The sequence below is a fragment of the Cellulomonas sp. 73-92 genome, from assembly GCF_001898175.1.
Taxonomy (GTDB): domain Bacteria; phylum Actinomycetota; class Actinomycetes; order Actinomycetales; family Cellulomonadaceae; genus Cellulomonas.
Window position 1 is genome coordinate 219,250 of sequence record NZ_MKTH01000014.1, and the last position, 12,832, is coordinate 232,081.

Here is a 12,832-nt window from a genome sequence, read left to right on the forward strand (position 1 = left end):
TCCCGCGGCCCCCGGGGAGTCGGCAGACACCTTTAAGGCCCGTCCCGAGAGGCGGGGAAGGAGTCGTGGACCATGGGTCCTGACATGCGCGCACCCGGCGGAGAGGCCGCGGAGGTGCTCGGCCCGGCGGACATCGGCCGGGCCCTCGTCCGCATCGCCCACGAGATCCTCGAGCGCAACAGGGGCGCCGACGGGCTCGTCGTGCTCGGCATCCCGACGAGGGGACTGCCGCTGGCGAACCGGCTCGCCGCGAACCTCGCGGCGGTCGAGCCCGGGGTCGAGGCGGAGCAGATCACCGGCAGCCTCGACGTGACGATGTACCGCGACGACCTCGCGCACCACCCGACGAGGACGATCGGCGCGACGCACGTGCCGCCGGACGGGATCGACGGCAAGGTCGTCGTCCTCGTCGACGACGTGCTCTACTCCGGCCGGACGATCCGGGCCGCGCTCGACGCCCTGAACGACCTCGGCCGACCGCGCGCGGTCCAGCTGGCCGTGCTCGTCGACCGGGGGCACCGCGAGCTGCCGATCCGGGCCGACTTCGTCGGCAAGAACCTGCCGACGGCGAGCACGGAGCGCGTGCGCGTGCTGCTGGCCGAGACCGACGGGCGCGACGGCGTGCTCATCGAGGGACCGACGGGGGCGGGGCGATGAGGCACCTGCTGTCCGCCAAGGACCTGTCGCACGACGAGGCCGTCCTCGTCCTGGACACCGCGGCCCAGATGGCCGCGACCCAGGCGCGGGAGATCAAGAAGCTGCCGACCCTGCGCGGCCGCACCGTGGTGAACCTCTTCTTCGAGGACTCCACCCGCACGCGCATCTCCTTCGAGACAGCCGCCAAGCGCCTGTCCGCCGACGTGCTGAACTTCTCGGCCAAGGGCTCGAGCGTGTCCAAGGGCGAGAGCCTCAAGGACACCGCGCAGACGCTGCAGGCGATGGGCGCCGACGCGGTCGTCGTCCGGCACCAGTCCTCGGGGGCGCCGCACCGGCTGGCCCACGCCGGCTGGATCGACTGCCCGGTGATCAACGCCGGCGACGGCACGCACCAGCACCCGACGCAGTCGCTGCTCGACGCCTTCACCATCCGCCGACACCTCGCGGGCGGCGCGGGCGACCTCGCCGGGCTGCACGTGACGATCGTCGGCGACGTGCTGCACAGCCGGGTGGCCAGGTCGAACGTCGAGCTGCTGACCACCCTCGGCGCGCGCGTGACGCTCGTCGCGCCACCCACCCTCCTGCCGGTCGGTGTCGAGTCGTGGCCGGCGACCACCTCCTACCACCTGGACGACGCGGTCGCCGATCGGCCGGATGCGGTGATGATGCTGCGTGTGCAGCGCGAGCGGATGTCGAGCGCGGGCGGCGGGTTCTTCCCGAGCGGCCTGGAGTACTCGCGCCTGTACGGCCTCGACCAGCGGCGACTGGACGCGCTGCCCGACCACACGATCGTCATGCACCCGGGCCCGATGAACCGCGGCCTGGAGATCTCTGCGGCCGCCGCCGACTCGCCGCGCTCGGTCGTCGTGGAGCAGGTGGCCAACGGCGTCGCGGTCCGGATGGCGGTCCTCTACCTGCTGCTGGCCGGGGCTCAGGCCACCGCGCCGGCCGACGACGAGACGAGGGTCCTGGCATGAGCGTCCGCTACCTCCTGAGGAACGTCGCGCCGCTGGGCGGCGACCGCACGGACGTCCTCGTCGCCGACGGCCTCGTCGCGGCGATCGGCGCGGGGCTGCCCGCCGACGACGAGACCACGGTGATCGACGGCACCGGCCTCGTGCTGCTGCCGGGCCTGGTCGACCTGCACACCCACCTGCGCGAGCCGGGCCGCGAGGACGCCGAGACCGTCGAGACCGGCACCCGGGCCGCCGCGCTCGGCGGCTACACCGCCGTGCACGCGATGGCGAACACATCCCCGGTGGCCGACACGGCCGGAGTCGTCGAGCAGGTGTGGCGGCTCGGGCGCGACGCGGGTTGGGTGGACGTCTACCCGGTGGGCGCCGTCACCGTGGGCCTGGGTGGCGAACGGCTCGCCGAGCTGGGCGCGATGGCGGCCAGCGCCGCCCGGGTGCGGGTGTTCTCCGACGACGGCCGGTGCGTGGCCGACCCGGTGGTGATGCGGCGGGCGCTCGAGTACGTCAAGGCGTTCGACGGCGTCGTCGCCCAGCACGCCCAGGAGCCGCGGCTGACCGAGAACGCGCAGATGCACGAGGGGGTCGTCTCCGCCGAGCTGGGCCTGGCCGGCTGGCCGGCCGTCGCGGAGGAGGCCATCGTCGCGCGCGACGTGCTGCTCGCCGAGCACGTCGGCTCGCGCCTGCACGTGCTGCACGTGTCCACCGCCGGCAGCGTCGAGATCGTCCGGTGGGCCAAGGCCCGCGGGATCGCCGTCACGGCCGAGGTGACGCCGCACCACCTGTTCCTCACGGACGAGTCCGCCCGCGGCTACGACCCCGTGTACAAGGTGAACCCGCCGCTGCGGACGGCGGACGACGTCGAGGCGGTTCGCGCCGCCCTGGCCGACGGCACCATCGACACCGTCGGCACCGACCACGCCCCGCACCCGGCCGAGGACAAGGACTGCGAGTGGGCCGCGGCGGCGTTCGGCATGACCGGGCTCGAGACGGCGCTGTCCGTGGTGCAGGCGACGATGGTCGACGCCGGCCGCATGACCTGGGCGGACGTCGCGCGGGTGATGTCCGTCACCCCGGCCCGCATCGGGCGCGTCGACGACGCCCACGGCCGGCCGATCGCGGTCGGGGAGCCTGCCAACCTCGTCCTGGTCGACCCGGGCGCCCGGCGCGTCGTCGACCCGCGGGCGCAGGCGACCAAGAGCGTCAACTCGCCGTACCGGGGGACCGAGCTGCCGGGGGCCGTCGTCGCGACATTCCTGCGCGGGCGGCCGACCGTCCTGGACGGCGCACTGGTGGAGGGGAAGGTGCTGGCCTGATGTCGACGTGGGCCTCGATCGCGCTCTGGGTCGTCCTGCTGCTGGTGGCCTTCTGGGCCATGTGGCGCGGCTGGCTGCGCCGGGCGCGCGTCTCGGAAGCCGCCGTGCCGGCGATCCCGGCGGTGCCCGACGAGCTCGGCGCCACCCGGCTCGGCCCCCTGGAGGCGACCTACGTCTCGTCGACCACGGCCGGCGACTGGCTCGACCGGGTGGCCGCGCACGACCTCGGCAACCCGGGCGCGGCACAGGTGGAGGTCCACGACTCCGGCGTGCTGCTGCGCCGCCGCGGGGCCACCGACCTGTTCGTCCCGGCCGCGCGGCTGCGCGGCGTGGGCACGGCGCCAGGGATGGCCGGCAAGTTCATGGGGGGCGACGGGCTCGTCGTGCTCACGTGGGACGCGGGCGCCGACCGGCTGCTGGACACCGGGGTGCTCGTCCGTCACCGCGACGAGCGGCCCGCGCTCGTCGCCGCCGTCCAGGCACTCATCCCGGGGGAGGCGGCATGAACCGCGCGGTGCTCGTGCTCGAGGACGGCCGCACGTTCACCGGCGACGCCTACGGCGCGATCGGCCGGACGCTCGGCGAGATCGTCTTCAACACCGGCATGACCGGCTACCAGGAGACGCTGACCGACCCGAGCTACCACCGGCAGATCGTCGTCATGACGGCGCCGCACATCGGGAACACGGGCGTCAACGACGAGGACCCCGAGTCCACGCGGATCTGGGTCGCCGGCTACGTGGTCCGTGACCCCGCCCGGCGTGCCTCCAGCTGGCGCGCGCGCCGCACGCTGGACGACGACCTGGTGGCGCAGGGCGTCGTCGGGATCTCGGGGATCGACACGCGGGCCCTGACCCGGCACCTGCGCGAGCGGGGCGCCATGCGGGCGGGCATCTTCTCGGGCCCTGCCCTCACCGACGAGCGCGGCGACCCCCGTCCGCTCGACGAGCTCCTCGACGAGGTGCTGGCGTCCGCGCCGATGGCGGGCGCCGACCTCGCCGGTGAGGTGTCCACGGGTGCCGAGTACGTGATCCCCGCGCTCGGGCCGGATGGTGCCGAGCTGGCGCAGCCCGTGGCCCGGGTCGCCGCCGTCGACCTGGGCATCAAGTCCATGACGCCGCACCGGATGGCGGAGCGCGGCGTCGAGGTGCACGTGCTGCCGGCGACGGCGACGATCGACGACGTCCTCGCGACCACCCCCGACGGGGTGTTCTTCTCCAACGGCCCGGGCGACCCCGGTGCGGCGACGCACGAGGTCGACCTGCTCCGCGAGGTGCTCGACCGGCGCATCCCGTTCTTCGGCATCTGCTACGGCAACCAGATCTTCGGCCGTGCGCTCGGGTTCGGGACCTACAAGCTCGTCTTCGGCCACCGCGGCGTGAACCAGCCCGTCATGGACCGGACCACGGGCAAGGTGGAGATCACGGCCCACAACCACGGGTTCGCCGTGGACGCCCCGACCGAGGGCGAGGTCACCGCGCCGTTCGACGAGGGCCGGTACGGCCGCGTGCGGGTCAGCCACGTGGACCTCAACGACGACGTCGTGGAGGGGCTGGAGGCCCTGGACCTGCCGGCGTTCTCGGTGCAGTACCACCCCGAGGCGGCCGCCGGCCCGCACGACGCCGCCTATCTGTTCGACCGGTTCCTCGGCCTCATGACGAACGACACGAAGGGCGCCGCCTGATGCCCAAGCGCGACGACATCCGCTCGGTCCTCGTCATCGGCTCCGGGCCGATCGTCATCGGCCAGGCCTGCGAGTTCGACTACTCCGGGACCCAGGCCTGCCGCGTGCTGCGCGCCGAGGGCCTGCGGGTGATCCTCGTCAACTCCAACCCGGCGACGATCATGACCGACCCGGAGTTCGCCGACGCGACGTACCTCGAGCCGATCACCACCGACGTCATCGCCTCGATCATCGAGAAGGAGCGGCCCGACGCGCTCCTGCCGACGCTGGGCGGGCAGACCGCGCTCAACGCCGCGATCGCCCTCGCGGAGGCAGGCGTCCTCGAGAAGTACGGGGTCGAGCTCATCGGCGCCTCCATCGCGGCGATCCGCAAGGGCGAGGACCGCGAGGAGTTCAAGCAGGTCGTCGCCCGGTGCGGGGCCGAGAGCGCGGCGTCCCGGATCGTCCACACGATGGCGGAGGCCTTCGCGGCCGTCGACGAGCTGGGCGGCCTGCCGGTTGTCGTCCGCCCGAGCTTCACCATGGGCGGCCTGGGCAGCGGCATCGCGTACGACGAGGCGGACCTGCGCCGCATCGTCGGCCAGGGGCTGCACGACTCGCCCGTCACCGAGGTCCTCCTCGAGGAGTCGATCCTCGGCTGGAAGGAGTACGAGCTCGAGCTGATGCGCGACCAGCACGACAACGTCGTCGTCGTGTGCTCCATCGAGAACGTCGACCCGGTCGGGGTCCACACCGGCGACTCGGTGACCGTCGCCCCCGCGCTGACGCTCACCGACCGCGAGTACCAGCACATGCGGGACATCGCCATCGCGGTGATCCGCGAGGTGGGCGTCGACACCGGCGGCTGCAACATCCAGTTCGCGGTGCAGCCCGACACCGGGCGGATCGTCGTCATCGAGATGAACCCGCGTGTGTCGCGCTCGTCGGCCCTCGCGTCCAAGGCGACCGGGTTCCCCATCGCCAAGATCGCCGCCAAGCTGGCCATCGGCTACACGCTCGACGAGATCCCGAACGACATCACGGGGTCCACCCCGGCGAGCTTCGAGCCGACGCTCGACTACGTCGTCGTCAAGGTGCCGCGGTTCGCGTTCGAGAAGTTCCCGGCGGCCGACCCGACGCTGACCACGACCATGAAGTCCGTCGGCGAGGCGATGGCGCTCGGACGCAGCTTCACCGAGGCGCTCGGCAAGGCGATGCGCTCGATCGACAAGAAGGGCTCGACGTTCCACTGGGACGGCGAGCCCGCCACCGGCACCGAGCTCGTCACGCTCGTCGACTCCCTGGCGACGCCGACCGACCACCGGTTCGTCGACGTCCAGCAGGCGCTGCGGGCGGGCGTCTCGCTCGAGACGATCTTCGCCACGACGAAGATCGACCCCTGGTTCCTCGACCAGATCGCCCTCGTCAACGAGGTGGCGGCCGACGTCGCGGCCGCACCGGCCCTGACCCGCGACGTCCTCGTGCGCGCCAAGCGCCACGGGCTGTCGGACGCCCAGGTGGCCTCGCTGCGCGGCACGAGCGAGGACTCGGTCCGCAACACGCGGTGGGCCCTCGGCGTCCGGCCGGTCTACAAGACCGTCGACACCTGCGCGGCGGAGTTCGCGGCCCGCACGCCGTACCACTACTCGGCGTACGACGAGGAGACGGAGGTGCAGCCGCGCGAGCGGCCCGCCGTGCTCATCCTCGGCTCGGGGCCGAACCGCATCGGCCAGGGCATCGAGTTCGACTACTCGTGCGTGCACGCCGCGCTCGCGCTCAAGGGCGAGTTCGAGACCGTCATGGTCAACTGCAACCCGGAGACCGTCTCGACCGACTACGACACCTCCGACCGCCTGTACTTCGAGCCCCTGACCTTCGAGGACGTCATCGAGGTCTACGAGGCGGAGAAGGCGGTCGGCCCGGTGGCGGGCCTCATCGTCACGCTCGGCGGCCAGACGCCGCTGTCGCTGGCCCAGCGCCTCGCCGACGCGGGCCTGCCGATCCTCGGCACGTCCCCCGAGGCGATCGACGCCGCGGAGGACCGCGGGGAGTTCGGGAAGGTGCTGGCCGCCGCCGGGCTCCCGGCGCCGGCGTTCGGCACGGCGACCACGCTCGAGGGCGCCCGTGAGGTCGCCCGGGGGATCGGGTTCCCCGTGCTCGTCCGGCCGTCGTACGTGCTGGGCGGGCGCGGCATGGAGATCGTGTACGACGAGCCGCAGCTGACCGAGTACGTCCGGCGGGCGCTGGAGGACGCGGCCGTCGGCGGCCGGGCCGGCACGATGGCGCCGCTGCTCATCGACCGGTTCCTCGACGACGCGATCGAGATCGACGTCGACGCGCTGTTCGACGGCGAGGAGCTGTACCTCGGGGGCGTCATGGAGCACATCGAGGAGGCGGGCATCCACTCCGGCGACTCGGCGTGCGTGCTGCCACCCGTGACGCTGTCGGCCGCCGAGCTGGAGCGCATCTACCGGTCCACGGAGGCGATCGCCCGGGGCGTCGGCGTGCACGGGCTGCTGAACATCCAGTTCGCCCTGGTCAGCGACGTGCTGTACGTGCTGGAGGCGAACCCGCGTGCATCGCGCACCGCTCCGTTCGTCTCGAAGGCGACGGGCGTGCCCCTCGCGAAGGCCGCGGCGCTCGTCATGGTCGGCCGCTCGATCGCGGACCTGCGCGCGGCGGGGATCCTGCCCGCCGACGACGCCCGGCTGCTCGACCTGGACCAGCCGATCGCCGTGAAGGAGGCCGTGCTGCCGTTCCGGCGGTTCCGCACGCGCGACGGGCACGTGGTCGACACCGTGCTCGGCCCGGAGATGCGCTCGACCGGCGAGGTGATGGGCTTCGACGTCGACTTCCCCACGGCGTTCGCCAAGTCGCAGACCGCGTCGTTCGGCGGACTGCCGACGAGCGGCCGCGTGTTCGTGTCGGTGGCCGACCGGGACAAGCGCTCGATCGTCCTGCCCGTCAAGCGGCTCCTGGAGCTCGGCTTCGAGGTGCTGGCGACGGAGGGCACCTCGGTGGTGCTCCACCGGTCGGGCATCGCCTCGACCGTGGTGCGCAAGGAGTCGCAGGGGCCGGGCCCGAACGGCGAGCCGACCATCGTCGACCTCATCTCCGCGGGCGAGGTCGACATGGTCGTCAACACTCCCTCTGGGCAGGGCGCGCGCGCCGACGGGTACCACATCCGCGCCGCGACGGTCGCGGCCGACAAGGCGATCGTCACGACGGTGCAGCAGCTGCACGCCGCCGTGCAGGCCATCGAGGCGGTCCTCGACGGGCCTTTCCGGGTGCGGAGCCTGCAGGAGCACGACGCCGACGGCCGGGCCCGGCGCGCGGCGCGCGGCGTGGCGGCGACCACGTGAGCCGGGAGACGTTCGGCGCCCGGCTCGCCGCGGCGATGGACGCGCTCGGACCGCTGTGCGTCGGGGTCGACCCGCACCCGTCGCTCCTGGCCGCCTGGGGGCTGCCCGACGACACCGCGGGCCTGCGCTCGTTCGCGCTGACCACCCTCGAGGCGGTCGCGGGCGTCGTGCCGGCGGTCAAGCCGCAGGCCGCGTTCTTCGAGCGCCACGGCTCGCGCGGGGTAGCCGTCCTGGAGGAGGTCGTCGCGGCCGGCCGTGACCTGGGGCTGCTGGTCGTGGTCGACGCCAAGCGCGGCGACATCGGCTCGACCATGGCCGCGTACGCCGACGCGTACCTGCGGGACGGCTCGCCGCTCGCCGGCGACGCCCTGACCGTGTCGCCGTACCTCGGCTTCGGATCGCTCGGTCCCGCGGTGGCGGCCGCCGAGGAGAGCGGTCGCGGCCTGTTCGTCCTCGCCCTCACCTCGAACCCGGAGGGCGCGTCGGTGCAGCACGCGCGGTCCGACGACGGCATGCCGGTGGCGGTCGGCATGGCGCACGCCGCCGCCGCGCTCAACGCGGCCGAGCGGGCGCGGAGCGGTGCGCGGCTCGGCTCGGTCGGGCTCGTGGTGGGTGCGACCGTCGGCGACGCCGCCGCGCGGCTCGGCCTCGACCTGGCCGCGGTGGGCGGCCCGCTGCTCGCGCCCGGGGTCGGTGCCCAGGGCGCGGGACCGGCCGAGCTGGCGCGAGTGTTCGGGGACGCGCGCGGCGCCGTGCTCGCCTCGTCGTCGCGCGGCGTGCTGGCCGCCGGCCCGGACCCGGTGGCGCTCCGGGGAGCCGCGGCGCGGGCGCGCGACGAGGCGGCCGCCGCGTTGCGCTGACCGTCCCGGCGGGCGGGTCGATCGAGGCGACCCGGCCGACGGGATCGAAACGTTCCGGCAGGTCGGATCGGCCGACACCCCTCGCGCCACGTTGCCGACTGACCTGCGGCTCGCTAGGTTCGATCCCGATCCCGACCGGGAATCCGGCCCCAGCCAGAGAAGGTGACGCGCGTGGCTCTTCCCCCGCTGACTCCAGAACAGCGCGCAGCAGCGCTCGAGAAGGCCGCCGCCGCCCGGCAGGCCCGTGCCGAGGTCAAGAACCGCCTCAAGTACTCCCAGGGCGCCCTGTCCGACGTCATCGAGCAGGGTCAGAAGGACGAGACGATCGGCAAGCTCAAGGTCGTGTCGCTGCTCGAGTCGCTCCCGGGCGTCGGCAAGGTCAAGGCCCGGGCGATCATGGCCGACATCGGCATCTCCGAGACGCGCCGCGTGCGTGGCCTCGGCCCGCACCAGGTCAAGGCGCTCGTCGACCGCTTCGGCTGATCGGGAGGCGTCTGCGGGCGGTGCCGGCAGACCACCGGCACCCTCCGCACGACCTCAGGAGCACGCATGGCTTCGCCCGCCCGGCTGACGGTCCTCGCCGGGCCCTCCGCCGTCGGCAAGGACACGGTCGCCGCCGACGTCCGCGCTCGTTTTCCCCAGGTGTGGCTGTCCGTGTCGGCCACCACCCGGCCGCCCCGGCCCGGCGAGCTCCAGGGCGTGAACTACCACTTCGTCGCCGACGATGAGTTCGACCGGATGGTCGCGGACGGCGAGCTGCTGGAGTGGGCCGTCGTCCACGGCGTCTACCGCTACGGGACGCCGCGCAAGCCGGTGATCGACCACCTGGCGACCGGCGACCCGGCTCTGCTCGTCATCGACCTGCAGGGCGCGCGGCAGGTGCGCGCGAGCATGCCGGAGGCGCGGTTCGTCTTCCTGGCACCACCCTCGTGGGACGAGCTCGTGCGGCGCCTCGTCGGGCGTGGCACCGAGGGTGAGGCGGAGCGCGAGCGGCGGCTGGCGAGCGCCCGGGTCGAGCTGGCGGCGGAGGCCGAGTTCGACCACGTGATCGTCAACGACGACGTGCACCGGGCGACCGAGGAGCTCGTCGCCGTCATGGGCCTCGACGGGCCGCCGGTCCGTGACGGGGCCGCAGGCTAGACTGGTCGGCAGCCCGCGGGAGCACGTCCCCGCAGCCCCCGAACCCCCAGACCCTCCGGGAGAGGCCACCGTGTCCGGAACCGTCGCCCAGCCCACCGGCATCACCGACCCGCCGATCGACGACCTGCTCGAGAAGGCCGACTCCAAGTACGCCCTCGTGCTGTTCAGCGCGAAGCGGGCGCGCCAGATCAACGCCTACTACGCCCAGCTCAACGAGGGCCTCCTGGAGTACGTCGGGCCGCTCGTCGAGACGCGCCCGCAGGAGAAGCCGCTCTCGATCGCGATGCGCGAGATCGACCGCGGGCTGCTGACGATCGTCCCCGTCGAGGACTGACCTTCCGCCGGTGCGGATCGTCCTGGGCGTCGCCGGTGGCATCGCCGCCTACAAGGCGGCCGTCCTGCTGCGCCTGCTCACGGAGGCCGGCCACAGCGTGCGCGTCGTGCCGACGCGGGCCGCGCTGGAGTTCGTCGGGCGCGCCACGTGGGAGGCACTCTCCGGCCAGCCGGCCACCCCGGAGGTGTTCGACGACGTCACGGGTGTGACGCACGTCGCCCTCGGGAACGAGGCCGATCTCGTGGTCGTCGCCCCCGCCACCGCCGACCTGCTCGCGCGGGCCGCCGCCGGCCTCGCCGACGACCTGCTGACGACCACGCTGCTGGTCGCGCGCTGCCCGGTGCTCGTCGCCCCGGCGATGCACACGCAGATGTGGGAGCACCCGGCGACCGTGGCCAACGTCGCCACGCTGCGCGCCCGCGGCGTGCACGTCCTCGAGCCCGCGGTGGGGCGGCTGACGGGCGCGGACTCCGGTGCCGGCCGGCTGCCCGAGCCCGAGGAGATAGCCGCCGCCGCGTTCACCCTGCTCGCCCCAGGGACGCGGGACCTGGCGGGCCGGCACGTCGTCGTCTCGGCCGGGGGCACCCGCGAGCCGCTCGACCCGGTGCGCTTCCTGGGCAACCGCTCGTCGGGCCGGCAGGGCATCGCGCTGGCCGCCGCCGCGGCCCGGCGCGGCGCCGTCGTGACGCTCGTCGCCGCCAACGTGGCGCTCCCCGTCGGGCCCGGCGTCGAGGTGGTACGCGTCGAGACGGCCGAGCAGCTGCGGGACGCCGTGCGGGCGGCCGCCAAGGACGCCGACGCCGTGGTCATGGCGGCGGCCGTCGCCGACTTCCGCCCCGCCGCCACGGCGGCGGCGAAGATCAAGAAGCAGCCCGGGGGCGTCGCGCCGAGCCTCGAGCTGGTCGAGACGCCGGACATCCTCGCCGAGCTGGCCGCCCGGCGGCTGCGGTCCGGGCAGGTGGTGGTGGGCTTCGCCGCCGAGACGGGCGACGCCGACGGGGACGTCCTGGCGCACGGGCGCGCCAAGGCGCTCCGCAAGGGCGCCGACCTCCTCGTCGTCAACGCGGTCGGCGAGGGGCGTGGCTTCGGCACCGCCGACAACGACGTGGTGATCCTCGACGCCGCCGGTGACGAGGTCGCCCGGGCGGCGGGCAGCAAGGACGAGGTCGCCCACGCCGTGTGGGACGCCGTGCTTCCGCTGCTGGCGGCGGCGCGCTGACTTCCTGCCGGCCTCCCCATGGGCCGAGCACGGACGCGGCCGGCGCGGGCCAGCGGTTAGGCTTCCGGCTCGTGATGTCGTCGAACGCGCGCCTGTTCACCTCCGAGTCCGTCACCGAGGGCCACCCGGACAAGGTCTGCGACCAGATCTCCGACGCGATCCTCGACGCGATGCTGGAGCAGGACCCTTCGGCCCGCGTCGCCGTCGAGACGATGGTGACCACCGGCCTGGTCCACGTGGCGGGCGAGGTGACGACGGAGGCCTACGTCGAGATCCCGGCCGTGGTCCGCGAGGTCGTCAACTCCATCGGGTACACCTCGTCGGACATCGGCTTCGACGGCGACTCCTGCGGGGTCTCCGTGTCGATCGGGCAGCAGTCGCCCGACATCGCGCAGGGCGTCGACAAGGCGATCGAGATCCGCCAGGATGCCGGCGACCTCGACCCCCTGGACCACCAGGGCGCCGGCGACCAGGGCCTGATGTTCGGCTACGCCTGCGACGACACGCCGACGCTGATGCCGCTGCCGATCTGGGTGGCGCACCGGCTGGCCGAGCGGCTGGCGCAGGTGCGCAAGGAGGGGATCGTCGCGGGCCTGCGCCCGGACGGGAAGACCCAGGTGACGATCCGCTACGAGGGGGACCGGGCGGTCGGCCTCGAGACCGTCGTCGTCTCCACGCAGCACGAGCCGTGGTTGCAGCTGGAGACCCAGCTGGCGCCGGAGATCGCGGAGCACGTCGTCGCACCCGTGCTGGCGCAGCTCGAGCTCGACACCGAGGGGCACCAGCTCCTCGTCAACCCCACCGGCCAGTTCGTCGTCGGCGGCCCCAAGGGCGATGCCGGGCTGACCGGCCGCAAGATCATCGTCGACACCTACGGCGGGTTCGCCCGCCACGGCGGTGGCGCCTTCTCCGGCAAGGACCCGTCGAAGGTCGACCGCTCCGCCGCGTACGCGATGCGGTGGGTGGCGAAGAACGTCGTCGCCGCGGGGCTGGCGTCGCGCTGCGAGGTGCAGGTCGCCTACGCGATCGGCCGCGCGCACCCCGTCGGCCTGTACGTCGAGACGTTCGGCACCGGCACGGTGCCGGTGGACCGCCTGACAGCCGCGATCCGGGACGTGTTCGACCTGCGCCCCGCGGCGCTGATCCGCGACCTCGACCTGCTGCGGCCCGTGTACCGCAAGACCGCCGCCTACGGGCACTTCGGCCGCGAGCTGCCGCAGTTCACGTGGGAGCGCACCGACCGCGTCGGCGACCTGCAGGCCGCGCTGTCCTGAGGACGACGCCCGCGCCGCATGGGCGCGGGATGGTGG

Annotated in this window: 12 protein-coding genes; all 12 read left to right on the top strand. The window is 73.8% G+C overall.

Going from position 1 to position 12,832, the window contains the following annotated elements:
• Positions 1 to 72 precede the first annotated feature (72 nt).
• The 12 genes from pyrR (at position 73) to metK (ending at position 12,796) form a co-directional block, all read left to right on the top strand.
• Complete coding sequence (gene pyrR / locus BGO37_RS11295; protein WP_291754910.1) at positions 73 to 657, top strand: bifunctional pyr operon transcriptional regulator/uracil phosphoribosyltransferase PyrR; 585 nt, start codon at positions 73 to 75, stop codon at positions 655 to 657.
• A complete protein-coding gene (locus BGO37_RS11300; RefSeq protein ID WP_291754911.1) occupies positions 654 to 1,634 on the top strand; it encodes an aspartate carbamoyltransferase catalytic subunit in 981 nt (326 codons plus the stop codon). The genes pyrR and BGO37_RS11300 overlap by 4 nt, the downstream gene beginning before the upstream one ends.
• Positions 1,631 to 2,944 carry a dihydroorotase gene (locus BGO37_RS11305; RefSeq protein ID WP_291754912.1) on the top strand — a complete coding sequence of 438 codons (1,314 nt, stop codon included), beginning with the start codon at positions 1,631 to 1,633 and terminating at the stop codon, positions 2,942 to 2,944. The genes BGO37_RS11300 and BGO37_RS11305 overlap by 4 nt, the downstream gene beginning before the upstream one ends.
• A complete protein-coding gene (locus tag BGO37_RS11310) occupies positions 2,944 to 3,450 on the top strand; it encodes a hypothetical protein (RefSeq protein WP_291754915.1) in 507 nt (168 codons plus the stop codon). Before BGO37_RS11305 ends, BGO37_RS11310 begins: the two co-directional genes overlap by 1 nt.
• A complete protein-coding gene (gene carA, locus BGO37_RS11315; RefSeq protein ID WP_291754928.1) occupies positions 3,447 to 4,628 on the top strand; it encodes a glutamine-hydrolyzing carbamoyl-phosphate synthase small subunit in 1,182 nt (393 codons plus the stop codon). The genes BGO37_RS11310 and carA overlap by 4 nt, the downstream gene beginning before the upstream one ends.
• Positions 4,628 to 7,969, top strand: a complete 3,342-nt coding sequence (gene carB / locus BGO37_RS11320) for a carbamoyl-phosphate synthase large subunit (protein WP_291754930.1) — start codon at positions 4,628 to 4,630, stop codon at positions 7,967 to 7,969. Before carA ends, carB begins: the two co-directional genes overlap by 1 nt.
• Entirely contained in the window at positions 7,966 to 8,829 is an 864-nt protein-coding gene (pyrF, locus tag BGO37_RS11325) for an orotidine-5'-phosphate decarboxylase (RefSeq protein WP_291754932.1), read from the top strand. Before carB ends, pyrF begins: the two co-directional genes overlap by 4 nt.
• Positions 8,830 to 9,000: 171 nt before the next feature.
• Positions 9,001 to 9,312, top strand: coding sequence for an integration host factor, actinobacterial type (mihF, locus tag BGO37_RS11330; RefSeq protein WP_291754933.1), 312 nt, complete (start codon positions 9,001 to 9,003; stop codon positions 9,310 to 9,312).
• 66 nt (positions 9,313 to 9,378) lie between these two features.
• The gene (gene gmk, locus BGO37_RS11335; RefSeq protein WP_291754935.1) at positions 9,379 to 9,969 is read left to right on the top strand and encodes a guanylate kinase; all 591 of its coding nucleotides are present in this window, start codon (positions 9,379 to 9,381) and stop codon (positions 9,967 to 9,969) included.
• Positions 9,970 to 10,039: 70 nt separating this feature from the next.
• On the top strand, positions 10,040 to 10,303 hold the full coding sequence (gene rpoZ, locus BGO37_RS11340) for a DNA-directed RNA polymerase subunit omega (RefSeq protein WP_291754937.1): 264 nt from the start codon (positions 10,040 to 10,042) through the stop codon (positions 10,301 to 10,303).
• A gap of 10 nt (positions 10,304 to 10,313) precedes the next feature.
• Positions 10,314 to 11,522, top strand: a complete 1,209-nt coding sequence (gene coaBC, locus BGO37_RS11345) for a bifunctional phosphopantothenoylcysteine decarboxylase/phosphopantothenate--cysteine ligase CoaBC (RefSeq protein ID WP_291754940.1) — start codon at positions 10,314 to 10,316, stop codon at positions 11,520 to 11,522.
• A 74-nt stretch (positions 11,523 to 11,596) separates the two neighbouring features.
• Positions 11,597 to 12,796, top strand: coding sequence for a methionine adenosyltransferase (gene metK / locus BGO37_RS11350; RefSeq protein ID WP_291755206.1), 1,200 nt, complete (start codon positions 11,597 to 11,599; stop codon positions 12,794 to 12,796).
• Positions 12,797 to 12,832 lie beyond the last annotated feature (36 nt).

Bases quoted from the DNA above. Each gene is read 5' to 3' on its own strand.
- pyrR (WP_291754910.1), top strand. From the start codon at position 73: ATGGGTCCTGACATGCGCGCACCCGGCGGAGAGGCCGCGGAGGTGCTC.
- BGO37_RS11300 (WP_291754911.1), top strand. From the start codon at position 654: ATGAGGCACCTGCTGTCCGCCAAGGACCTGTCGCACGACGAGGCCGTC.
- BGO37_RS11305 (WP_291754912.1), top strand. From the start codon at position 1,631: ATGAGCGTCCGCTACCTCCTGAGGAACGTCGCGCCGCTGGGCGGCGAC.
- BGO37_RS11310 (WP_291754915.1), top strand. From the start codon at position 2,944: ATGTCGACGTGGGCCTCGATCGCGCTCTGGGTCGTCCTGCTGCTGGTG.
- carA (WP_291754928.1), top strand. From the start codon at position 3,447: ATGAACCGCGCGGTGCTCGTGCTCGAGGACGGCCGCACGTTCACCGGC.
- carB (WP_291754930.1), top strand. From the start codon at position 4,628: ATGCCCAAGCGCGACGACATCCGCTCGGTCCTCGTCATCGGCTCCGGG.
- gmk (WP_291754935.1), top strand. From the start codon at position 9,379: ATGGCTTCGCCCGCCCGGCTGACGGTCCTCGCCGGGCCCTCCGCCGTC.
- metK (WP_291755206.1), top strand. From the start codon at position 11,597: ATGTCGTCGAACGCGCGCCTGTTCACCTCCGAGTCCGTCACCGAGGGC.